Genomic DNA, 22292 nt, shown 5'->3' with positions numbered 1-22292 from the left:
GATCAACTCGCTACCTTGTTTTCCAGACCTTCGGCATTGTACCATTCTTGATCCCAAGCAGTTTCTACTATGTCTCTGATCCGATCTTTGAAAACCGCCCTCAAACCATTGGATTCTATATATGATATGGCTTGATCAAAGGAGTTAAACATACTTTTATAAAAAGCGTCTTGATTAATGCGCTTTTTCGCGTTGAAACGCTGGGCAGTTTCTAAATTGAAAAGCATAACTTCTGCCGTTAGCACTGGATCTAAACCGAGCAAAAGAAACTGCTTTATGTACTTTTGGGCAACTGATCTTCTGGCCCGAGCTCTCTTTCTTTTAAGCGGAAAATACTCATTCGCTATTTTCAGCTTCGCCTCTTCTACTAGCCTATCTTCTTTGGGATTAAAAACGAAATTATAATAAGTCTGGACAGGTTTGAACCGGGCATACAAGTCCAATACTTGATCTTCGAGCTCTTGTTTATTCAATGACTGCAAATACTTCACTAACGCCCTTTTACTCATATCCGAAATTTTGAAGACCTCATATTAACGGCCTAAGCTATAACGAATTGAGATAACAATGCACCTTCTTGGAATCTACTTTACCAAAATATGAGAGGGGGACGGTGAAACTTATCTTTAAATAATGAGTTTCTTCCCTATTGATGAGTTCCTTTTATCAAATACCAAAATTCGCCCAATGGATCATTGCTATAGTTATGCTCCTGCTGGTCTTACTTCTTACTGGTGTTTGGGTAGATAGCACAGATAATCTTCTAGTTTCTTTGTTACTACTATTTCTGATCGCTCCATTTTTCCAATTTCTATCTACTCCTTTCTTCACTTTGGTCGGTGGGTTTACTTACCTATCTCCTATGCTATTAATTTATGGCGCCAGTGACAAAAAGTACGACATCCACAACGGCACTTCCTTTGATTATCTCTTTGTAATGCGCGGCACGAAGGCTGGCAAAGCTTGGGAAAACAAGCTATTAGGCTACTATATGGAAGGATTATTAGAAATTATTAGGCGGGTTGAAGCAGGTGAAATTCCTAAGTCCATAGAAATTCGAGGAACTTCTTATTTCTTTTCAAAAGGTACTGCCGAAAGACTTGGCTTTGAGTTGAAAAAACCGCCAATTTTCGAAATATTCAATCTGGTGCTAAATATTCTTGACCTAACTTGGCTCTATTCCATGTCGAAAGGTAAGTTCACCATTCCTAAACTTAGTCAAGTAAAAACTGCATCAACCACTGGTGAAATATTGGTGACTAAGAAATCAACTATTCTTAAAATTCAGGAGTATTTAGATCGTAGAACTTCAACGGGAAATCATGAAAAATAGAGCGCTCTTTGTGGTTACTTTTTTAATTGTGGTTTTAGCTGAGGCCACTGTTGCCCAGACAGAATTCTTATTGAAGGGAAGCGTTATAGACAGCTCAACTGGTGGTGGACTACCTTTTGCTACTATTGCCTACCCAAAAAAGAGCCTTGGAACTACCAGTGATCAAGACGGAAATTTTCAATTCTTCATTCCAAATGCGCTTCCTTCAGATTCTATAGTAATATCCTTTTTAGGCTTTAAAAAACGCTCGATAGTCATCGGAGAATTCGAAGCCAATAAAGCTTATGAGTTGATTCCAGAAGCTAAAGATTTGGCTTCGGTTAGCGTGGTGGCAAATCCTAAAAAATTCAAATTGAAGCCATTTATGCGCCAAGTCATCAAGACGTTTAACGGCAACAAGAATAGTGATTCTCATATAGCTTACGCGCAATACAGGGAAATGGCTTTCCAAAATAACGAGCCTATTATGTACATGGAGAGTATCGGCTACTCCATCTACTCGACAAATAAGCGCTGGGCCACTTATGCCAACTATAATTTCATAAATGAGCAAACCAGAGCCTTTGTCAATGATCCTACTTGGTTTGCTTATGGTGAAAATTTGGGCTCAATAACCAATGATGGAGTATTTTCTTCTGGTAGGAGTATTTTAAGAAGCTATCGCGTGTTAGAAACACGAGGTGTACTGGCCGAAAATCGGTTTAATAAGTACCGCTTTAAGCTAGATTCTAGTTATGTAGAATCGAATAATGAAGTTCTGGTCATACAATTCAATAGTGCCAATGATAAAGGGAAGCTATTTGTAAACAGCGATAACTATCAGATCCAGAAAATAGTCTACAATAGTAACTACATCTGGAGCAATCCCTTTCACCGAAATCTTAGAGCCGATATACATCTTTCATTCACTTACATTAATGAGGTACCCTATCTAAAGTTTGGCCACGTAGAATACCTGAGGGATGGACTTAGGCACATCACAGAGTTACAAACTTTGCTTCAAAAAGATGCCAACCTAAAGCTCGATGACAACCTGTTTGGACTCGTTAATGCTTATGGTCAGAACCCAATAGTAGTTTATGATCAGGACTTTTGGAGTAGTTCTACATTTTCTTTTGATAATGCAGCTTGTACTGCTTGTACCCTTATTGACCTTGAAAGATTGAAACCTCAGTTTCAAAAATTTACCAATAGGATATTGGTTACAGGTGTAAACGAATTGACTGCGAAACAAAAGAGCGATCAGCAATTGATATTTGACTTGATCGATCGATTTAGATAGTACATCTTACCGCCCTTCAGAAATATACTTCATTAAGCTTTTCAAAATGACTATCTTAAGTCATTAACCTCAAGACTAAGCCTTATGAAAAAATTGACTAGAGAGGAAATCAACCCAGAAGTGTTTGACCTTTATGATGATTATGCTCACAATAAAATTGATCGAAGAAAATTCGTTGAAAAACTTTCGATCTACGCGATTGGCGGACTAACTGTCTCTACTTTAATGAGTAGTATGATGCCGGATTACGAGACAACCCGACTCATTGCAGAAGATGACGATCGCTTGTCATCTGATTACATCAACTATGATTCTCCTAAAGGTGGAGGAAGTATGAAGGGTTTACTTTCTAAGCCCACGGGCACTTCTGGTAAAGTACCTGGTGTAGTAGTGGTTCATGAAAACAGAGGCCTCAACCCTTATATAGAAGATGTGGGAAGACGAACTGCCGTTGATGGTTTTATTTCCTTGGCGCCAGATGCGCTAACTCCTCTTGGAGGGTACCCTGGAACGGATGACGAAGGAAGAACTATGCAGCGCAAGCGCGATAGAAATGAAATGCTCGAAGACTTTATTGCGGCGTATGAATATTTGAAAAATCACCCGGATTGTAACGGTAAAATTGGCGTAGTCGGATTTTGTTTCGGCGGATGGATTGCTAATATGATGGCCGTGAAAGTACCAACACTTTCTGCTTCGGTACCATTTTATGGAGGACAACCTTCCGCAGAGGATACGGCAAAGATCAATTCCCCATTAATGCTTCAATATGGTGGGTTAGACAAACGTGTTAACGCTGGCTGGCCGGCTTATGAAGAAGCGCTTAAGGCTAATAATGTCAAGTATGAGGCTTTTGTTTACGAAGGTGCTAATCATGGTTTCCATAATAACACCACACCGCGTTACGATGAGAAAGCGGCCGATCTGGCTTGGTCACGTACCATTCGTTTCTTTAAAGAGAATTTGGCCTAACTAAAACTGAAAAAGGAGAATCAATCTAATGATTCTCCTTTTTTTATAGTCTTTGCCACATCACGTAGCTATTAATTAAGCCTTTCGTCGGGTGCGCGAATACTTCGGGTACTTCACCGACAATTTCGAAACCCAAACGCTGCCATAGCTTCACTGCATGTTCATTGCTTTTTAGAACAATATTGAATTGCATGGATTTATACCCCATGTTTCTGGCTTCTTCTAAAGAGTATTTCCCCATAGCAGTTCCTATCCCCTTGCCTTCAAATGCGGGATCAGTCATGTAACCAGCATTGGCAACATGTGCCCCCAAACCTGGTTGATTATCAGATATAAAGAAGGTACCGACAACTTGTTCTTCAAGAGTAGCCACAAAAACATGCTTCTTTCGATTGCACCAAAAAGCCAACATTCGTTCCCTACTTGTATCTGGTGCAAAAACTAGGCTTTCGCATGTCGCGATGACTTTTTCTGCAATGCCCCAGATGGCTTCATGATCGGCTTTTGTGGCTTTCCTGATTTCCATTGGCTTCTCTAACGCTTAGTCTTCAATTTTTTTAACCAACTCCAAGTTCAGTCCATTCACAAAGTTCTTGTAAGCTTCCCAATCATCTGAGAAAAAGCTCTTAATCTTATCTAGGATCGGTTTCGCAGCGTTTTCAGCATTTTTTAATGCCAGCCTTTGTGGCTGGGTAACAGGTTTATAGCTCCCGCCCATTTTACCTCTAACGTTTCCTAAAATTCGGGAAAGCATAGAAGGATCGTTTCTAAAACCTTGAACTGGCTCCTCGAAAATCAACCCTCGCAGTGCAGCAATTTTCTTTTTGGCCTCACTCGTTTTAGACTTTAACTCTTTGTTATCTGTCGAAAGACCAGAAATCTCGCTAAGGGTGGCATTCGCCTCGGTGAGCCGATCAACGGCCTCTGTAACCTTATTGACAAGTGCGTAATACTCTGAAATAAAGCCTTGCTTCTCCTCCATAGCGGCAGCATCCCAATCTGTTCTCATATCTCTCAAAACATTAATGGATTGAGCCGACGATTCTCCTTTCAGCGTCATAGTAACCGTATACGTTCCCGGCAATACGTCATACCCGCTTGGTTTATTGGCATTGGCGCTGGTAGGTTTTCTTGATCCTGGCTGACGAATACCATCAGATTCAAAACCCCAATACACGCGGTTTACTCCAGCTTTGGCACTATAAGATCGTGTTCTGACGATTTTTCCACTTTGATCAGCGACTTCCATCTTCACTCGACCTCCTTGTTTCACAAAAAAGCTAATTCCAGCATTAAACGGCTTGTTTTCTCCTCTGAACAATCCATTTCCTGTACTTCTGTAACCCCAATATGGACCTACAATAGCGTTTGTAGCATCAGGGATACTGAAAGTGTGAATTGTCTTTTCTTTCAGTGCTTTCATCCCTATTTGAGTAGCCTCACGAATAGGCCTGATGTCGTCCAAAATCCAAAGAGCTCTGCCGAAAGTTCCAATGATTAAATCGTGCTCTCTTGGATGAATTTGTAAATCCATTGTTGGCACTGTTGGGAATCCATGTGTCCACTTGGCCCAAGTTTCTGCTCCATCCATACTTACATAGAGTCCACTTTCAGTCCCTAAGAAAAAGAGGTTTGGTTCTACTGGATCTTGAACGATCGACATGGCAAAACCAAATACATCGCCATCATTCACAATGCGCTTCCAAGACCGGCCATAATTCGTCGTTTTATAAACATAAGGACTCCAATCGTCTCTTCGGTGCTCGTCGAAAACCACGAAAGCAGTACCCGCATCATAAGTACTAGGCCTGATTTGCTGCACCCAGCTATTGGCTGGTAAGCCAGGGAATTTGCCGGCACTATTTGCCCATTTTTCACCTCCATCTCTAGTCAATTGAACATTACCATCATCTGTTCCAACCCAAATCATACCTTCGGAAAGCGTACTTGGTGCTACCACAGTAATAGTTGTATGCATTTCAGCGCCTGAGTTGTCATAGTTTAACCCTCCTGTTTCCATTTGGCGCTGTTTTTCAGGATCATTTGTGGTCAGGTCTGGAGAAATGATTTCCCAATTACTACCATGATCGCTTGATTTAAAGAGGTATTGACCGCCTAAATAGATTGTCTTTTTATCGAAAGGATCAATGTTCACCCCAGCATTCCAATTCCACCTAATCTGCTCTCCATCAGGATGTTCAGGTCTAATACCCACCATTTCTCCTGTCTTACGATCGTATCGTTGAATATTCGCGCCTTGACTTAAAGAGTAACCATAGCGCGTGTCTAGTGGATCGGGTACTACGTCAAATCCATCTCCCCCAACTATTCTTTCCCAGAAGCCATTTCTGATTCCACCTTGCTTCAAAAGTTGGCTTGGACCTAACCAGGCACCATTATCTTGCATACCACCCATTACATTATAGGGCGTTTCCATATCGTAACTCACATGATAAAACTGACCAATCGGAAGGTTTTCCATAAAGTGCCAGCTGCCACCTCTATTTCGCGTGATAACCATACCTCCATCATTCCCTAGCACCATAAAATTTGGATCGTCTGGGTGAATATAAAGCGCATGATTATCTACATGCACGTATCCAGTATTCACGAATCCACCGAAACTCTTTCCACCATCTTCACTCACCGTGGCTTGGGTGTGAATAGAATAAACACGGTTTTCATTTTCGGTATCTACGTAAATATCCGCGTAGTAAAATGGCCTTCCACCAAGGCCTCTATCTCCTTTATTCGAAATTCTATACCACTTATTACCGCCATCATCCGAGCGATAAAGTGCGTTTTCTTTTGACTCTACATAAGCGTAAACTCTATCTGGTTTTGAAGGGGCTATAGCCAAACCAATCCTACCCATATCGCCTTTAGGCAAACCATCTGCAGAAGTTTTTCTATCCCAAGTTTCGCCTCCATCGTGGGTAATATAAATACCAGAAGCAGGACCTCCTGAGTTAAAAAACCAAGGGTATCTTCTATGTTCCCACATTCCGGCGATTAGTTTATTGGGATTTTCTGGATCGATCACCAAATCTGAAATTCCTGCCCCTGGGACATCATAGAGTACTTTTCTCCACGTTTGGCCTCCATCTGTTGATTTGAATACGCCTCTCTCTTCATGCTCGACCCATGGAGAGCCAATGGCACCGACCCAAATCGTATTAGGATCATTAGGGTGAATGATCAATCGATGAATATTTTTTGTATCCTTTAGCCCCATGTGCGTCCAGGTTTCTCCACCATCTAAACTTCGGTAAACACCGTATCCACCGTTTAAGGAGTTCCGTGGATTTCCTTCTCCAGTGCCCACCCAAATCGTACTTGCATTTGAAGGGTCAATAGCAACAGCACCGATTGAAGCAACTTCTTGATCGTCGAAAAGAGGTTCCCAACTTACACCGCCGCTAACAGATTTCCACAAGCCTCCTGAAGCAGTACCCACATAGATGATATTTTTATCGGACCGAACGACATCAATGGAAGTGACTCGTCCTGACATTCCAGCTGGACCGATAGACCGAGGTTCCATGGCTTTGAACATGGACAAGTCCGTCTGTGCCTTTATTGTTGAGGCGATTATAAATAAAAATGCTAATAGTGATAGATACTTAGAAGACTTCATAAGCTTAGTTTATAGGGCTAAATATAAATAGGTGGATCACGCTTTCTACTCAAAATTCTATCAGCGGTTCTACAATAAATCTCAGTGAATTTAAGACCTATTTTGAATCTTAAAATCCATCTAATCGGTAATAAAACGATCGGATTACTGATTCAAAAACCTCCGAACTTCTTTAATAAAAGCTGCATTTGATTCGACAAATGGAAAGTGACCTGATTTATCGATGATTGAAAGTTTGCCTCGGCTAAAGGCATTTGTCATTTTCTGGGCATGTAACTTGGTAGCTCCTTCTGTTTCGCCATAAAGGATTAATGTCGGTGTTTTTACTTTTTCCAGTTGTTCGTATAAATCGAAATCGGCCATGTCAGGCCCTACCAGACCAAAAACCTGATTGCGCAACATGTAATCTTTAGGAATGTAAAGCTTTAAATCCTTCAAGTTGGCGGTATCGTACATTTGGGCGTGGTACGACAGCATCATCATTTCATTGATATACGGTCTGGGGTCTTCTGTTCTTAAAAGCCCACTGCTCACGATGTTATTCAACTTCTTTTGAACATTGGGGTCTATTTTTTGCGCTACAAACGCGTTTTCTGCTTGCCAATCAGCCACATTTGGCGCAATTGAATTTGATAAAACAAGATGATTGAGGATGTCATCATATTGAATGGCATAGTGCATCGCGATTAAACCGCCCCATGAATGTGCCAAAAGGCTGATCTTGTCTAGGTTGAGTGCCTTTCTCAATAGTTCTATATCTTCCACAAAACCAGCCATATTCATAGAGGCGGTGTCTATGGCAACGGATGATCGACCACTTGCCCTTTGATCATAAAAAATTAGTTGGTATTCCTGTGCCAGAGGCGCCAAGTGTGGTAACAAGTAGGAATGATCTAATACTGGACCGCCATGGATAACCAACAGCGGTTCGCCAGTTCCCATAGTTTTATAATAAACTTCCGAGCCATTGATTAGTAGCTCGCCCTCCTCGACTGGAATTTCTTTAGGCGTAGAACAACCCAAAAAAGTGATCGCACAAATAAGCAGTATAAATCGGGAAGTGATGCTCATTTTTATCCACCAACTCTTTTGATACGGTAACCTTCTGCCTGAAGCATTTGCATTACTTTATCTCTAAAATCACCTTGCAGTAATATCTCACCGTTTTTTGCCGAACCACCAACACCACATTTGGATTTCAGTTGCTTACCTAATGCTTTCAAATCATCTTCTGTACCTACAAACCCTTCAACAAGGGTCACTTGCTTACCTCCACGGCTCTTTTTATCGAGCATCACTTTTAAATTTTGCTCATTTGGCGCCAGTGTTTCTTCTTCCTGATCGCCGTCATAATCGTAACTGTAATCATCATTTGTAGAGTAAACTACTCCACTTCGGCCTCTGTCTCTTGAATTCTTTCTTCCCATAGATTCAAAGTTAATATTTTACCCGAATGCGAAAGCGTTATTCTATTTGGTTAGTGATCAGTTTTCGAAAGATTTTGTCCATTTCTAGAACAACTCTCAATAATTCCGATGATAAAAAGTGCGCTTTGGAGAGCAAACTGCTGTAATCGATCAAGTGGCATGCAATTAGCCTTGTAAGTGATCGTCAAACACTTAAAACAATAAGATTATGTATAAACAGCTTTCAATATTCTTACTATTGACCATGGGCGCGGCCATACCGTCCTTCGGTCAATCGGACTGTGCGCGTTTAATAGAAGCCACCAGTTCAGGTGAATTAAAAACAATGGAAAAATTCTTTGACAAAGGAGTGAGTCCCAATTGTGTCTATCAAGTAAAAAATGGTCCAAGAACCGCGCTGAACGCGGCAGCTAGAGAAAACCAAGTTGAAGCAGCCAAACTTTTACTTTCTGCTGGGGCTAAAGTGGATTTAAAGGCTAAAGGCGATGCTACTCCTTTAATAGCCGCTGCCAGAAACGGTCATACTGAAGTAGCCATGCTACTGCTAAATAATGGTGCCAAAGCCAGCAGAAATGTATCGGGTAATGGAAATGCCTTGATCGCGGCGGCTAAAGCTGGTGATTATGAACTGGCCAAAGCACTTATAGACAAAGGCGCTAAGGTTAACAGTAATGTTCCTAGAGATGGTACTCCCCTTCTTGCCGCCGTAAATGGTGGAAATACCGATATCGTTAAGCTATTTTTAGCTGAAGGTGCAAACCCGAACAGATCTTCGGATGGAGATGGTAGCCCACTTATTATGGCCGTTAAAAAAGGCAATCTAAGCATGGTTGACTATTTGATTGCCGAAGGCGCAGACGTGAATAAGGCCGTTGATGGCGATGCGAGCCCACTCATTATGGCTGCCAAAAAGGGAAATACTGGTATCATAGACCTTTTAATTAAAGAAGGTGCCGATGTAAACCAAGAGGTACCCGGGGATGAAACGCCTTTAATCGCAGCTGCATGGAATGGTCACCTAGAAGCAGTAAAAACTTTAATCGCCGCTGGTGCGGACGTAAATTATTTTACCAGAGAAAAGGGTGAGATAAGAAGCCCTCTGAAAATGGCTAAAAAGGAAGGCCACAAGGCGGTTGTAGCCTATCTAAACCAACAAGGTGCAAAGTAATTGCTGACCTTAATTCATAAAATAAAGGGGCGCTAATAAACTAGCTCCCCTTTTTTATCCTCCATTATCATTTATCTATTTGGCATGCTTCATAGACATAGTCCAGACGGGTTTATCAGCATGGTTTACTAAATCTTCAGCTATACTTCCACTTAACAGGTGAAGCAATCCTGTTCTTCCATGGGTGCCGATGGCTATCATACACGGACCAAGGTCTTCAGCAAAGCGAAGAATGCCATCTTCTTCTGTTATTTCATTATAAATATTCGTGCTGGTATTCGACAGCTTGTGTTTCGCCAAGTAGTTCTCAAATTCATCCTCCATTTGATGCTGAGTATGGAAATGATTTGGCGTATTCACTTTGACCAGGTGTAACTTAGCTCCAGTCATCTCTTGCATCACTTTTAGCCTTTCTATGACCGCAGTTTGATCGCTGTCTAGGTTAGTAGCAAAAACAATATTCTGAATATCCTCCAAAGACACCTTTTTCTTTAAAGTGATCACTGGGCATTTGGCGTGCCTCACTACCTTTTCAGTATTAGACCCAATGAGCACTTCTTCTAGCCCGCTCATACCTACAGTACCCATCACAACAAGGTCTGCGCTGTGACCCGCGATCACCCTAGAAATACTTTCATATGGGCTACCCATTTCTACTTCGGTGGCAACTTCAACCCCGTCGAACATACTATCCGACACGAGTTGAGCCATTCTTTCATTCACTTTTTCAACAAGCTTTCTAACCAAGAATGCTTCTTCACCCATAGCGGCATTTGATTCTCCCATGGTATTAAAAGAGAAATTTCTGATGCCTTCAATTACATTCACAATCAGAATCTTTGCCCCAGATTTTTTTGCAATCTGTGTAGCTAAATAGAGTGCGTTAGTCGCCTGCTCTGAAAAGTCGGTTGGTACAAGTATCGTTTTCATGGCTTATCGATTAATGGTTTAAAACTTTAATTAAAAATACCCACACTAAACCCAAAAATAGATGACCTAGCTCAGGTATAAACCTAAGTTTTATTCTGTTTTACAGACCGTTATACCATTGACGGTATTGGACTTTGGGCTGAGATATGGGATACCCAAATTCATACCGCGAATAATCAGTAGAAGGGCTATGGTAAGAACAACTTTAGGGTAAACTTTGTTGAAGCTGAAGCCTTTAATAGATTTAATGGATTGCTTCATGATGGCAGCGCCGATCATCATCGGCACGGTTCCCAAACCAAATAGCACCATATATAGCATACTACCACCGATCGTTTCCATGGAAAGACTGGCTATAAGTGCCATGTAGACCAGACCGCAAGGTAAAAGCCCGTTGAATAACCCAAAAACAAGCTGTGACTTTGCATTATGCTTTTTGAAAGACTTCGCTACACCTTGCTTCACAAACTTAGTCACACGATGAGTCGCTGCGTTGAAAAAAGGCAGTTTATGGCCCCAAATACTCACTATTAAGCCTACAATCAGCACAACGCCCGTGATCCATGACAGGTGTTGCTGCCAACCGATCAGTGAAATACCTTCACCGACTATACCAATCAACAGACCCAACAAACTGTAGGTAATAATTCTGCCTGAGTTGTAAAGCAGTTTGTTTCGCCACCATGCCGACCTCGCAGTGCTGTTTTCAGGTACCGCCCAAAGTAAAGGGGCACACATACCCAAACAGTGCAAACTGCCCAAAAATCCAAACGCTATGGCTGTAGCAAGTAACACTTATATGACAAAAGCGATTTCTTTATAATACTCTTTCTCACGATCGGACCAGTTGATCTTCAATTTCCAAGCACCCACGGGGTAAGTCGAAACATCGATTAGCAGTTTTCCCTCTTCATTAAATTTAAGTGGTATCTCTTTATCGTATCGATCCGTGTTTGGCCGATAAAACATCACCTGGCCTTCGACTATACTATCAACCAACTGATCGGGGAAGGCTAATTCTACTTGAAAGGTGGATCGGTTTATCTTAAATGTTGGCTTTTGCGCCAGTTCATTATGATTTTTTATCCGTTGAATTTGATCCTCGTAAGCCAGTTCTTTTTCATAATAGTCTTCTTCCACAAGGTTAAAGTCTGTGTTGACACTGACATACACCATGGTAAACAGTACACCCACAAAACCTATAAATGCAACTACTATTTTATTCCCCCAATTCATATCCTACTCTTTAAGTTCATACTACTTCACCTCCACAGGCCCTAGAAAATTTGTTTTCAAAACATCAACTATTTCATTTCCTGACTTAAGCTCTAAAACGATCTTCATTTTCCTGTCTATCAGATCTTTACCTGGTATTTTTATAATGAATATGCCATCTAACTTCGATTTAGCTCCCAGATTGACCAGCCCCCCTCCCGCTTTTTCAATGGTGGCATTCGGCATGTCCTTTATGGTCACTTCCAAGTCCAATGGTTCCGATGTCTTGTTCAAAAACTGAATGTTATAGATGTTCTGTATTCTTCCGTCATCTAGTTTCTGATACATCATACCAGGCATTCTTAAAACGGTAGCTTCCACATCTGCACGACCAGAAATAAATACCGTCAGAAGTATCATTAAAACCAGCAAAACCCCGGTGTATCCAGCCACTCTTGGTGTAAAGATTCGTTGTCTACCTTCTTCTACAGCAGTAGCAGATGTTGGCCGAATTAGCCCAGTCGGCTTACCGATTTTGGTCATTACATCGTCGCAAGCGTCAATGCAGGCAGTGCAGTTCACACATTCGAGCTGGGTTCCATTTCTAATATCAATTCCTGTTGGGCATACATGCACGCAAAGCTTACAGTCGATACAATCACCTTTGTCTGAATTCGATTCTTTCTTTTTCAGTTTACCTCTAGGTTCCCCACGAATCCAGTCGTACATCACGGCCATAGAATCCTTGACCAATAAGACGCCTTGCAAACGACCATAAGGACAAATAGCGATACATGCTTGTTCTCTCAGGTATGCGAAAACGGCATAGAAAACCACACTAAAAGCTATGAGCCCAAAAAAGCCAGCTAGATTCTCGCTAGGTGATGTAGTAACAATTTCTTTGACTTGCTCTATACCGATAAGGTAAGCCATGGCGGTATGACCGATCAATACTGCGATGAAGGCAAAAATACCATGCTTTAAAAGCCTCTTTCTGATCTTTTCGGCATTCCAAGGCATTTTTGTTAGCCTCCGCTGTTGGTTGGCATCTCCATCTATGAGGTATTCAATTTTCCTGAATACCATTTCCATAAATAGGGTTTGTGGGCACGCCCAGCCACACCAGACTCGCCCAAAAACGACGGTAAATAGAATCACAAAAACAAAGAAAGATATGGCCATGAGGGCCAGTAAAAAGAAGTCTTGTGGCCAGAAAATAGCGCCTAGAATGGAGAACTTACGCTCGAAGACATTTAATAAAAGGAAAGGCTCTCCTCCTATTTTAATGAACGGTCCGGCAAAAAGGATAGACAGCAAAACGACTGTCACTACAACCCTTTTATTGTGGTATTTACCCTTTGGTTTTTTAGTGTAAACCCAAACACGTTTACCGTCTTTATCGACAGTAGCTATACCATCGCGAAATTGTTCGTCGTAATGATATAGCTCCTTTATGTCGGCTTCTTTCTTCATCCTAAGCCTAATTATTGCTCCTCTTCTTCCTTATAAATTTCTCCGTCAGGCCCTAAAGCACCTGGCGGGTTACTGCCTTGTAGCGATAATACATATGAGGCTAAACTTCTCATTTGCTCAGGATTAAAGCGCGATTCCCAAGGGATCATGGCCGATCCTTGTACTCCGTTTTTAATCACTTTATACACGTTTTTTATACCGCCTCCATTTCTCCAGTATTCGTCAGTTAGGTTAGGCCCAGCCAAGCCACCACCATCGGCTTTATGACAAACTGCACAGTTTGTAGTATAGAACTTCATTCCTTCTGCTAGTGCCTCAGGTGCATCATTCACAGTTACAGTATTCTCATCAAAGTCATAGACTACATCTTGAACCTTTTTGGCCCGTTCAGCAGCAGCTTCTGCCATTTCAATGTCATATTCCTCTTCTTGCAGGGGAGAACTTTCAAATACATGGAAGATCATAATGTAAACTACCGCATAAACGATCGTGACGTAGAAAAGCCCTTTCCACCAAGGTGGCAGGTGATTGTCTAATTCCTGAATTCCGTCGTAATCATGATCTAGCAAAATGGTTTCTTCGTCGGCAATTGGCTTTAAAGCATTCCATTTCATCCATTGCTGCGCAAACCAACTTGGCGCTGATTGATCGGCCAAACGCTGTTCTTCAGTTTTATTCTTTTCTAGAAGAGTTTTTAATACTTGAAGTACATAAAAGGCCGTAACTAATACCAAAATGGCAACTAAGACTACGAGACCAAAGGTGATGTACAACAACATTTCTTGGCTAAATAAATTACTACTATCCATGAGCTTGGTATTTTAAGTCTGAGTGAGATTTAGGGTTTTCTACATCCTTTGCCAATGGCATTTTTTCCATATGCTTGATATGTTCTCGGTTCATTTTGTAGACATAAATGGTCAGGCCAATGAAGAAGACAAAAAAGATAGAAAGTGAGATAATGGGCCAGATGGCTACATTTTCAACTTGTTCGAAATAGTACTTAAACATGACTTATTGATTTTGAGCTACTGAATTCACTTTTATATCGGTACCCAACCGTTGTAAGTAGGCAATTAAGGCTACGATTTCGGTAGTCTCTGTCACTTTAGTGCCAGCATAGGCCTCTATGGTTTCTAGAGATTTCGACGGATCATTTTTCAGGTCGGTCAAAATTTGTTGTGCTTGTTCTTTCAGCTGTTTCGTCGCCTCACCATCCTCAAAACCTTCGGCATATGGCACACCTACTCGCCTGAGGGCTTTAATCTTACCGGCTGTCGCACCGGGATCAATTTGATCGGTGTATAGCCATGGATAAGGTGGCATAATCGAACCCGGAGAGGTAGAAGTTGGGTCGAACATATGGTTTAAGTGCCAAGTGTTATTATAGGCACCGCCTACCCTATGTAAGTCGGGCCCTGTTCGCTTCGATCCCCATAAGAATGGATGATCGTAGACAAATTCGCCAGCTTTAGAGTATTCTCCCTTGTACCTTTCGGTTTCTGATCTAAATGGTCTTACCATTTGAGTGTGGCAATTGCTACACCCTTCTCTGATGTATAAATCACGACCATGAAGCTCTAATGGAGTGTAAGGTTTTACGCTGGCAATGGTTGGTATATTGGACTTGATCAAGAAAGTTGGCACCATTTCAACAACACCCCCGATGAGTATCGCCACGAGCACCAAACTTGTAAAAATGACTGGCTTACGCTCCAATTTAGTGTGCCAGTAGCCACCAATTACTTTCTTCTTTTCTAATGCTGGGGCTTCGGCGGCCTCCTCTGAGATGAAACTACCTTGCTTGGCAGTTTTCACTAAGTTCACAGCCATAATGATGACTCCCGCAAAGTATAGCAATCCACCGATCGCTCTCATCATATACAATGGTATAATCTGAGTTACAGTTTCTAAGAAATTAGGGTATTCTAAAAATCCGTCAGCATTGAAGTTCTTCCACATTAAGCTTTGAACAACTCCCGCAGTATACATTGGTAATGCGTAAACGATGATACCCAAGGTACCTAACCAGAAATGTATATTGGCCGCTTTAGTAGACCAGAGTTTGGTCCCCCACATACGTGGCACGAGCCAGTAAAGCATACCAAAAATCAAGAAGCCATTCCAGCCCAATCCACCAACGTGAACGTGTGCCACAATCCAATCTGTAAAGTGAGCAATGGCGTTTACATTTTTAATAGAGAGTAATGGCCCTTCTAGCGTAGCCATACCATACGCGGTAACAGCCACGACCATAAATTTCAAAACTGGATCTTCGCGAACACGATCCCAAGCACCTCGTAGGGTGAGTAGTCCATTCAGCATACCACCCCAAGATGGCGCGATCAACATGATTGAAAATACTGTTCCTAAAGACTGCGCCCAGTTGGGAAGCGAAGTATATAGTAAATGGTGCGGTCCTGCCCATATGTAGATAAAAATGAGTGACCAAAAGTGAATAATAGAGAGTTTATAGGAGTAAACTGGCCTATTGGCCGCCTTTGGTAAGAAATAATACATTAATCCTAAAAATGGTGTCGTCAGGAAGAAAGCCACCGCGTTGTGACCGTACCACCATTGTACAAGGGCATCTTGAACACCTGCGTACCATGAATAACTCTTAAAGGCGGTGACAGGAATTTCAAAGGAGTTGACAACATGAAGTACCGCTACAGTTACAAAAGTGGCAATGTAGAACCAAATGGCCACATACATATGCCGCTCCCTTCTTTTCAGAATGGTACCGATCATATTCATACCAAATACAATCCATATCAAGGTGATCGCGATATCAATCGGCCATTCTAATTCGGCATATTCTTTAGAGGTGGTCAAACCTAGCGGAAGCGTAATTGCCGCTGCGACTATGATCAGTTGCCAACCCCAAAAGTGGATGTAACTGAGTAAATCACTGACCATACGCGTTTTGAGCAAACGCTGCATAGAATAATACACCCCAGCAAACATGGCATTCCCCACAAAGGCAAAAATCACTGCGTTGGTATGCAGTGGCCTAATTCTACCAAAAGACGTATATGGAATACCAAAATTTAGTTGTGGAAGAAACAGTTGCGTGGCTATGAGTAGCCCCACGAGCATACCAACGATACCGAAAACGACCGTTGCGATGGCAAAATACTTGACGATTTTATTGTCATACTTAAACTTTTCCAATTCCATAGTCACAGTTTGGGTTGATGAATTTAATTCGAAGGTAACTGTGACTTTTCCGCAAAGAACTGATGCGGCTTAGCTAAAAAACTGATTTAAATCATGTTATTATAAAAAGGCTATCGGATGGAGAAAAAAGTTGATTAAAACTCCTTTTAGAGCGTTTTTAAGCGATCATAAGATAGTATGGCAATGGCTTCTAACTGCCCTTCATTCCAAAAATCAGCTTGATAAACTTGCTCAAGTCCTTCAGCATACTCATGTAACCAAGGAATGTTATCTATACTGGGGTCTTGATGCATTAAACCAGCTATTATCCCCATAAGATCTAAGGACCGATCAAAGTGAAAATTGATTTGCCGCATACGGTGGGTGATTTGCTGAAATCGATAATCCTCCATTAAAAGTTTGATAATTAGCTGCTCCCTCTCCCGCGGTAATATGTCCATAATTTTGTGTGTATCGATTATACTTACTCTCTTGTGTAGATTTTCTATATTTGAAAAATAGTCAAACTTTCATGACTAAAATACAATATAGTTTGTTTTTATACAAAATATAATGAATAATTACGGCTCTTTTTTCAGTAGACTATTGTCATACGCTCAATCGAAAGGCGTAAAAAATACAAGCGATCTTGCTAAAAAACTCGGCTATGACAAACCTGAGCGCTTATATCGCTTAAAAAGAGACCCAGAGGCCAGGCCAAGTTTTGAGGTACTTGAGGATTTGACAAACTTGTTTGAATCTTTGAATCTCCGTTGGTTGATCACTGGAGAAGGTCAACAAGAGATAACTCCGCATGAAGAGCCTGAATACAACATGGCCCGCGAACCTGAAGGAGTTTACCTTACTAAGGCGCAAGAGCAAGAAAAGCTACTGAGTGAAAAGGAAAGAATTATCGCCCAGCAGCAAGCCACTATCGGTGCCCTAAACGAAGCTTATGGGCAATTAAAGCTCCGATTCGAGGAGATTAAAGAAAAATAAGAAACCACTTCCTCGTTTGGCTGAACCTCGCCGGCCGCCATTTTTTAATCCCATTTTATCTTGTTTTTACCACGTATAGAATTCTTTGGCCTTCTATCCGAAAAAACACCTCAAACAATCGTTTTTAGCGTATTACTATTATCAACAAACTTAACAGTCAAACTCAAAAATTATGAAAAAATCAGTACTACTACTTACACTAATGTTCTTCGGCACTGTGGCCTTTGGACAAATCCAAAAAGGTGATGTTCGTTTAGGTGGAAACTTCTTATACAACAAAACCGATAATGACGTTTTTGAAACAAGTAACTTTCAAATAAATCCTCAGGCGTCATTATTTCTTTCAGAAACTACAAGTGTGGGGCTTACGATTGGATACAACCGTCAAAAAAATGAAAACCCAGGTGGTGTCATTGAGTCGGACCAGTTTAACTACGGGGCATTCGCCAGATTCTATAGAAGTATGGGTGAGAGATTCTACCTGTTTTTACAGCCTGGTATCAACTTCTCAAGTGGTGATGCCAATGGCACGGACTTTTCATCTTTTGGAATAAACGTAATCCCCGGTGTGGCTTATTTCTTATCGGATAAATTCGCTGTCGATGCCAACATCGGTGGAATTTTCTATAACAGCCAAGATACAAACGGGACTGACTCCAATAATTTTGGTTTAAACCTTAACCTATCGGGTTTCACCCTGGGAGCGAGTATTTTCTTGAGAAAATAACTTCAAAAAAACTATTCAGGCCCACCATACATTCATTTGTTTGGTGGGCTTTTTTTATACCGCTTGGCTAAAAGATCTTTTGTTCTGCTTACCGAAGTTTGGGTCGAAAAGGGAGCAGATATTTCTGAGAAATTGCGCTCCTGAAGTGGTCACTAGAAAACCTTCAGCTGTTTTCTCCAATAACCCATCTAAAATCAATTCATTTAACCGATCGCGATCATTGGCGTAGAGGTTTAAAGCATCTTCAGCACTAATTCTTTGCTCACAGGCTACCTTCAACAGTTTCGCCTTAATTCTCCTATCTTCTTTTGACATGATATGCCCTTTTACTATCGGTAGCGCACCTTTTTCAAGTTGGGCTAAATAGCCTTTAACTGACTTAGCATTTTGGCCGTAGGCCAACCCCACATCTGAAATAGATGAGGCTCCAATTCCAATAAGTAATTGACTATTGGAAGTAGTATAACCCATAAAATTTCGATTGAGTCGCCCTTCTTTAAAAGCCTCGACAAGACTATCATTTGGCAGTGCAAAATGATCCATACCGATGGGTAAATAACCTTGTTTTCTAAGTAGGGCCTGCCCCAGAATATTCAACTTTCTCTTACTGGATGGAGATGGCAAATCTGTTTCGCTATACGCTCTTTGGCCGGGCCTTTTCCATGGCACGTGTGCATAAGAGTAAAAAGCAATCCTATCGGGTTTTAAGTGACCAACTTTCTCCATAGTGTCTAATATGGTCTCCTCCGTTTGGAATGGAAGTCCATAAATTAGATCAAAGTTGATCGATTCGTAACCCAAAATTCTAGACCATTTTGTTACTTCAGCCACTTGGTCGAATGACTGAAGCCTATTGATGGCTTTTTGAACTTTGAGATCGAAGTCCTGAATGCCGAAACTCACCCTAGAAAAGCCCACTTCTCGTAAGACTTTCAAGTGTTCGTATGTGGTATTGTTCGGGTGCCCCTCAAAGCTGAATTCATAGCCGGGCATTAGCTCGACCGTATTTTTTATGCTTTCAATTAGGAATTTCAGGTTTTCGGCAGAAAAAAAAGTGGGTGTACCTCCCCCAAGATGTATTTCTTTCAGTTTTGGTCGTTCGCCAAAAGTGCTGACATACATTTCCCACTCTTTGAGCAGCGCCTGAATGTAAGGGTATTCCACCTGATGATTTACCGAAATATGGGTATTACAGCCACAGTAAGTACACAGACTTTCACAATATGGCAGGTGGATGTATAGACTTATTCCTTCTGATTTATTCAGGTCGAAGCTAAGTTTCAGTTTGTCGATATAACACTCTTTATGAAACCCATCTGTATGCCAATCAAGTACTGTCGGATAGCTTGTGTATCTAGGAACGGGCTTATCATATTTGGCAATTAGTGCCTCCTCAGTCTTATTCATGATTCACCTTTTTCTTTCCTTTTTCTTCAAAAAGCATTCTTACCGATGGCGAATAAGTGTCGTCATATTGCCCAGATTTAACGGCCCAGAAAAAAGCCCCTAAAAACACAATGGCTACTACTATACTGGTAATGATAAGTACTAAGATTACAGACATTACAACTTAAGTTTGAGTGAAATTAATTTGACTAAGAGCGTGGTCAACACAACCACCGAAACACTACTCAACGGCATGAGTATCGCCGCAAACAAAGGCGTTAACCAACCCGATACTGCCACTGAAAGCCCAACTATGTTATAAAGTAGACTCAGCAAAAAACTGGCATATACAATGTATCGGCTTTTCTTGATCAGCGTGATAAACTGATCCAATTTTGAAAATGATTCTGCATGCATGATCGCATCACAGGCAGGTGAAAAAGTCGAAATATCTTCAGTGATCGCTACCCCAACGTCACTTTGCTTTAAGGCACCAGCGTCGTTCAAGCCATCGCCAACCATCATTACAGATTGCCCTGCATTTTGCATCTCCTGAATGGCCAAAAGCTTGTTTTCTGGCTTTTGGGAAAAGAGCATTGGCGTTTCTTCAGGAAAAAAGCTTGCTAAGTTCTTTTGCTCGGCATTAGAATCACCCGAAAGAATGGCTAGCTTAAATTTCTTTTTTAACTGGCCAATCACTGATTTCAACCCCTTTCGGTAGACATTTTTCACTACAAACCTTCCTCGCCGCTTACTGCCAATTTTTAAGTAGGCATAAGAAGCGTTCTCGGTGATGCTGCTATTGCGTATACCGACAAAAGTTGATGAACCAAGTTTCACCTCTACACCATTTACGACAGCCGTAATGCCCGCACCTACTTTTTCTTCGAACGACTCCAGCGCATAACTTGTAGTCTCAACGCCTTTCATTAGTGATTTTACAAATCGACTAAGCGGATGGGTACTACTTGAAACGGCGGTAAGTACTAATTCTTTCTCAGCATTAGTCAGGTCGTCACCTTCAAAGACTATGTCTTTGTCCATGGCATTGGTTATCGTGCCCGTTTTATCAAAAACAAGCGTATCAATTTTTTGGAGCCTTTCTACGATATCCGCATTCTTTAGATAAATCTTATTTCTACCCAGTACTCGAAGTATACTGCCTGTCGTAAATGGTGTAGATAGTGCTAAGGCACATGGACAGGCCACAATCAGTACAGAGCAGAAAACCAACCAAGTTTTTGATGGGTCTACAACCTGCCAATACACACCCGCAATCAATGAAATAGCAATTATTACTATGGTAAAATATTGGCTGACTTGATCAACCAGTTTTTCTTGCTGCGCTTCCTTTGTAAACGCTTCATTGTTCCAAAGACTGGTCAAATAACTTTGTGAGACTGGTTTTTGCACCACAAATTGAGCCTGCTTACCCGAAAGCTTTCCGCCAGCGTAAACATACTGGCCCTTGCCTTTTTCGATCGCTTCTGACTCCCCTGTTACGAAGCTATAATCAATGTATGCTTTACTGTCAACAAGGATGGAATCGGAAGGAATAAGCTCTCCATTTCTGATTAAGATTTCATCGCCTTTCTTTATCTCTTTGACGGCAGTTGAGGCATAAACCCCATCTCTTTTAGTCTGAATAGCCAGTGGAAAGTAACTTTTATAGTCACGATCAAATGACAATGCCTCATAGGTACGGCCTTGAAACCATTTACCGATAAGAAGAAAGAAAATTAGCCCGACTAATGAATCAAAATAACCTGGCCCAATACCCGAAGCCACCTCGTAAGCACTCCGAAGAAAAAGCACACTAATACCTAGGGCGATCGGTACGTCAATATTGGCAAATCGCTGGGCCAAACTCTTCCAAGCAGATACAAAGTATTCACTTCCCGCATAAAAGACTACAGGGATCGAAAGAACAAGATTCAACCATCGGAAAACCTCTTGATATGCTTGCTCTAATGTCGTAATACCCAAGTAGTCAGGGAAACTAAGTAGCATCACATTGCCAAAGCAAAAGCCTGCTATCCCTAGCTTGATCAGTAGCGTTTTGTTAAACGTTTTTGTACCAGATTTATCTTCGGCTTGCTCCAAGTTGAACACTGGGGTATAGCCCACTTTATCGAGCAACTCGGCGATCGATCGTAAGGATGCTTTATCACGATAGTAGCTGATGGTCAGCTTCCTTTGACTAAAATTAGTCTGAGCACTAATAATGGCTGGATTGAGTCGGTTGAGGTGTTCTAGTAACCAAATACAGCTACTGCAGTGAATATTCGGGATGCTGAAAGTAACGCGCTCTTGTACATCATCACTGTATTCTAAAATTTGCTTGGCAACCTCTTCATTGTCTAAAAAATCGAAAAGGGCATTGCTCTCGTTTTTCTGATTGAGCCCTGGTGCCTCTTCCATTGTGTAATAGTCGCAGAGGTCGTTTTCATTCAATACTTCAAAAACGGTTTTACAGCCATTGCAACAAAAGTTCTTGTCTGCCAAGACAATTTTATCTTCGCTACACTCATCTCCACAGTGGTAGCACTTGGTAATGACAGACACATTTTGTTGCTCCACCATA

The 22292-nt window shown here is 41.4% G+C and carries 22 protein-coding genes; 6 read left to right on the top strand and 16 right to left on the bottom strand.

Annotated elements, in window-relative coordinates:
• Window positions 1-2: 2 nt before the first annotated feature.
• Window positions 3-509: a DUF6155 family protein gene (locus BFP71_RS09595; protein WP_069835266.1), complete on the bottom strand. Its 507-nt coding sequence runs from the start codon at window positions 507-509 to the stop codon at window positions 3-5.
• Between the two features lie 143 nt (window positions 510-652).
• On the opposite strand from BFP71_RS09595, the gene BFP71_RS09590 reads away from it, so the two are divergent.
• The 3 genes from BFP71_RS09590 (at window position 653) to BFP71_RS09580 (ending at window position 3587) form a co-directional block, all read left to right on the top strand.
• On the top strand, window positions 653-1333 hold the full coding sequence (locus tag BFP71_RS09590; protein WP_069835265.1) for a hypothetical protein: 681 nt from the start codon (window positions 653-655) through the stop codon (window positions 1331-1333).
• Window positions 1323-2615, top strand: a complete 1293-nt coding sequence (locus BFP71_RS09585) for a carboxypeptidase-like regulatory domain-containing protein (protein ID WP_069835264.1) — start codon at window positions 1323-1325, stop codon at window positions 2613-2615. The genes BFP71_RS09590 and BFP71_RS09585 overlap by 11 nt, the downstream gene beginning before the upstream one ends.
• Window positions 2616-2699: 84 nt before the next feature.
• A complete protein-coding gene (locus BFP71_RS09580) occupies window positions 2700-3587 on the top strand; it encodes a dienelactone hydrolase family protein (RefSeq protein ID WP_069835263.1) in 888 nt (295 codons plus the stop codon).
• A gap of 43 nt (window positions 3588-3630) precedes the next feature.
• On the opposite strand, the gene BFP71_RS09575 is transcribed toward BFP71_RS09580, so the two are convergent.
• From BFP71_RS09575 to BFP71_RS09560, 4 genes are all read right to left on the bottom strand, one after another.
• Complete coding sequence (locus tag BFP71_RS09575) at window positions 3631-4113, bottom strand: GNAT family N-acetyltransferase (RefSeq protein WP_069835262.1); 483 nt, start codon at window positions 4111-4113, stop codon at window positions 3631-3633.
• 15 nt (window positions 4114-4128) lie between these two features.
• On the bottom strand, window positions 4129-7224 hold the full coding sequence (locus tag BFP71_RS09570) for a VPS10 domain-containing protein (protein ID WP_069835261.1): 3096 nt from the start codon (window positions 7222-7224) through the stop codon (window positions 4129-4131).
• Window positions 7225-7368: 144 nt separating this feature from the next.
• Complete coding sequence (locus BFP71_RS09565; RefSeq protein ID WP_069835260.1) at window positions 7369-8295, bottom strand: alpha/beta fold hydrolase; 927 nt, start codon at window positions 8293-8295, stop codon at window positions 7369-7371.
• A 2-nt stretch (window positions 8296-8297) separates the two neighbouring features.
• Window positions 8298-8651 carry a translation initiation factor gene (locus BFP71_RS09560; protein ID WP_069835259.1) on the bottom strand — a complete coding sequence of 118 codons (354 nt, stop codon included), beginning with the start codon at window positions 8649-8651 and terminating at the stop codon, window positions 8298-8300.
• Between the two features lie 208 nt (window positions 8652-8859).
• Between BFP71_RS09560 and BFP71_RS09555 the strand changes: the two genes are divergently transcribed.
• Window positions 8860-9819 (top strand): ankyrin repeat domain-containing protein, encoded by a 960-nt coding sequence (locus BFP71_RS09555; RefSeq protein WP_088124963.1) that lies wholly within the window; start codon window positions 8860-8862, stop codon window positions 9817-9819.
• Between the two features lie 75 nt (window positions 9820-9894).
• Here the strand turns inward: BFP71_RS09555 and BFP71_RS09550 are convergent, their stop codons facing one another.
• The 8 genes from BFP71_RS09550 to BFP71_RS09515 all read right to left on the bottom strand — a co-directional run bounded on the left by BFP71_RS09550 (window position 9895) and on the right by BFP71_RS09515 (window position 17057).
• Window positions 9895-10749: a universal stress protein gene (locus BFP71_RS09550; RefSeq protein ID WP_069835257.1), complete on the bottom strand. Its 855-nt coding sequence runs from the start codon at window positions 10747-10749 to the stop codon at window positions 9895-9897.
• Window positions 10750-10839: 90 nt separating this feature from the next.
• Entirely contained in the window at window positions 10840-11544 is a 705-nt protein-coding gene (locus tag BFP71_RS09545) for a sulfite exporter TauE/SafE family protein (RefSeq protein ID WP_176723342.1), read from the bottom strand.
• Complete coding sequence (locus tag BFP71_RS09540) at window positions 11545-11985, bottom strand: FixH family protein (RefSeq protein ID WP_069835255.1); 441 nt, start codon at window positions 11983-11985, stop codon at window positions 11545-11547. It abuts the gene before it with no gap.
• A gap of 21 nt (window positions 11986-12006) precedes the next feature.
• Window positions 12007-13437: a cytochrome c oxidase accessory protein CcoG gene (gene ccoG, locus BFP71_RS09535; RefSeq protein WP_069835254.1), complete on the bottom strand. Its 1431-nt coding sequence runs from the start codon at window positions 13435-13437 to the stop codon at window positions 12007-12009.
• An 11-nt stretch (window positions 13438-13448) separates the two neighbouring features.
• A complete protein-coding gene (locus tag BFP71_RS09530) occupies window positions 13449-14246 on the bottom strand; it encodes a cbb3-type cytochrome c oxidase N-terminal domain-containing protein (protein WP_088124962.1) in 798 nt (265 codons plus the stop codon).
• On the bottom strand, window positions 14239-14448 hold the full coding sequence (locus BFP71_RS09525) for a hypothetical protein (RefSeq protein ID WP_069835253.1): 210 nt from the start codon (window positions 14446-14448) through the stop codon (window positions 14239-14241). Before BFP71_RS09525 ends, BFP71_RS09530 begins: the two co-directional genes overlap by 8 nt.
• A gap of 3 nt (window positions 14449-14451) precedes the next feature.
• Window positions 14452-16617 (bottom strand): cytochrome-c oxidase, cbb3-type subunit I, encoded by a 2166-nt coding sequence (ccoN, locus tag BFP71_RS09520; protein WP_069835252.1) that lies wholly within the window; start codon window positions 16615-16617, stop codon window positions 14452-14454.
• Window positions 16618-16763: 146 nt separating this feature from the next.
• Window positions 16764-17057 (bottom strand): hypothetical protein, encoded by a 294-nt coding sequence (locus BFP71_RS09515; RefSeq protein WP_141719721.1) that lies wholly within the window; start codon window positions 17055-17057, stop codon window positions 16764-16766.
• Window positions 17058-17169: 112 nt separating this feature from the next.
• On the opposite strand from BFP71_RS09515, the gene BFP71_RS09510 reads away from it, so the two are divergent.
• On the top strand, window positions 17170-17595 hold the full coding sequence (locus tag BFP71_RS09510; RefSeq protein ID WP_069835250.1) for a hypothetical protein: 426 nt from the start codon (window positions 17170-17172) through the stop codon (window positions 17593-17595).
• A 172-nt stretch (window positions 17596-17767) separates the two neighbouring features.
• Window positions 17768-18322 (top strand): outer membrane beta-barrel protein, encoded by a 555-nt coding sequence (locus BFP71_RS09505; RefSeq protein WP_069835249.1) that lies wholly within the window; start codon window positions 17768-17770, stop codon window positions 18320-18322.
• A 54-nt stretch (window positions 18323-18376) separates the two neighbouring features.
• Here BFP71_RS09505 and hemN read toward each other — a convergent pair whose 3' ends face one another.
• From hemN to BFP71_RS09490, 3 genes are read right to left on the bottom strand one after another with little or no spacing between them, the layout of a single operon-like run.
• A complete protein-coding gene (hemN, locus tag BFP71_RS09500; protein ID WP_069835248.1) occupies window positions 18377-19729 on the bottom strand; it encodes an oxygen-independent coproporphyrinogen III oxidase in 1353 nt (450 codons plus the stop codon).
• On the bottom strand, window positions 19722-19886 hold the full coding sequence (ccoS, locus tag BFP71_RS09495) for a cbb3-type cytochrome oxidase assembly protein CcoS (protein WP_069835247.1): 165 nt from the start codon (window positions 19884-19886) through the stop codon (window positions 19722-19724). Before ccoS ends, hemN begins: the two co-directional genes overlap by 8 nt.
• Window positions 19886-22291 carry a heavy metal translocating P-type ATPase gene (locus BFP71_RS09490; protein WP_069835246.1) on the bottom strand — a complete coding sequence of 802 codons (2406 nt, stop codon included), beginning with the start codon at window positions 22289-22291 and terminating at the stop codon, window positions 19886-19888. Before BFP71_RS09490 ends, ccoS begins: the two co-directional genes overlap by 1 nt.
• Window position 22292: the final 1 nt, after the last annotated feature.

This window comes from Roseivirga misakiensis (genome assembly GCF_001747105.1).
Lineage (GTDB): Bacteria > Bacteroidota > Bacteroidia > Cytophagales > Cyclobacteriaceae > Roseivirga > Roseivirga misakiensis.
Note: the sequence above shows the minus strand (reverse complement) of the source record. Positions and strands in the feature narration are given on the sequence as shown.

What these genes read in the sequence shown, in the direction of transcription:
- ccoS (WP_069835247.1), bottom strand. Translation starts at nt 19,886, where the DNA reads ATGTCTGTAATCTTAGTACTTATCATTACCAGTATAGTAGTAGCCATT.
- BFP71_RS09525 (WP_069835253.1), bottom strand. Translation starts at nt 14,448, where the DNA reads ATGTTTAAGTACTATTTCGAACAAGTTGAAAATGTAGCCATCTGGCCC.
- BFP71_RS09540 (WP_069835255.1), bottom strand. Translation starts at nt 11,985, where the DNA reads ATGAATTGGGGGAATAAAATAGTAGTTGCATTTATAGGTTTTGTGGGT.
- BFP71_RS09550 (WP_069835257.1), bottom strand. Translation starts at nt 10,749, where the DNA reads ATGAAAACGATACTTGTACCAACCGACTTTTCAGAGCAGGCGACTAAC.
- ccoN (WP_069835252.1), bottom strand. Translation starts at nt 16,617, where the DNA reads ATGGAATTGGAAAAGTTTAAGTATGACAATAAAATCGTCAAGTATTTT.
- BFP71_RS09590 (WP_069835265.1), top strand. Translation starts at nt 653, where the DNA reads ATGAGTTCCTTTTATCAAATACCAAAATTCGCCCAATGGATCATTGCT.
- BFP71_RS09570 (WP_069835261.1), bottom strand. Translation starts at nt 7,224, where the DNA reads ATGAAGTCTTCTAAGTATCTATCACTATTAGCATTTTTATTTATAATC.
- BFP71_RS09505 (WP_069835249.1), top strand. Translation starts at nt 17,768, where the DNA reads ATGAAAAAATCAGTACTACTACTTACACTAATGTTCTTCGGCACTGTG.
- BFP71_RS09585 (WP_069835264.1), top strand. Translation starts at nt 1,323, where the DNA reads ATGAAAAATAGAGCGCTCTTTGTGGTTACTTTTTTAATTGTGGTTTTA.
- BFP71_RS09580 (WP_069835263.1), top strand. Translation starts at nt 2,700, where the DNA reads ATGAAAAAATTGACTAGAGAGGAAATCAACCCAGAAGTGTTTGACCTT.
- ccoG (WP_069835254.1), bottom strand. Translation starts at nt 13,437, where the DNA reads ATGAAGAAAGAAGCCGACATAAAGGAGCTATATCATTACGACGAACAA.
- BFP71_RS09575 (WP_069835262.1), bottom strand. Translation starts at nt 4,113, where the DNA reads ATGGAAATCAGGAAAGCCACAAAAGCCGATCATGAAGCCATCTGGGGC.
- BFP71_RS09595 (WP_069835266.1), bottom strand. Translation starts at nt 509, where the DNA reads ATGAGTAAAAGGGCGTTAGTGAAGTATTTGCAGTCATTGAATAAACAA.
- BFP71_RS09560 (WP_069835259.1), bottom strand. Translation starts at nt 8,651, where the DNA reads ATGGGAAGAAAGAATTCAAGAGACAGAGGCCGAAGTGGAGTAGTTTAC.
- BFP71_RS09515 (WP_141719721.1), bottom strand. Translation starts at nt 17,057, where the DNA reads ATGGACATATTACCGCGGGAGAGGGAGCAGCTAATTATCAAACTTTTA.
- BFP71_RS09555 (WP_088124963.1), top strand. Translation starts at nt 8,860, where the DNA reads ATGTATAAACAGCTTTCAATATTCTTACTATTGACCATGGGCGCGGCC.
- BFP71_RS09510 (WP_069835250.1), top strand. Translation starts at nt 17,170, where the DNA reads ATGAATAATTACGGCTCTTTTTTCAGTAGACTATTGTCATACGCTCAA.
- BFP71_RS09490 (WP_069835246.1), bottom strand. Translation starts at nt 22,291, where the DNA reads ATGGTGGAGCAACAAAATGTGTCTGTCATTACCAAGTGCTACCACTGT.
- BFP71_RS09530 (WP_088124962.1), bottom strand. Translation starts at nt 14,246, where the DNA reads ATGGATAGTAGTAATTTATTTAGCCAAGAAATGTTGTTGTACATCACC.
- hemN (WP_069835248.1), bottom strand. Translation starts at nt 19,729, where the DNA reads ATGAATAAGACTGAGGAGGCACTAATTGCCAAATATGATAAGCCCGTT.
- BFP71_RS09565 (WP_069835260.1), bottom strand. Translation starts at nt 8,295, where the DNA reads ATGAGCATCACTTCCCGATTTATACTGCTTATTTGTGCGATCACTTTT.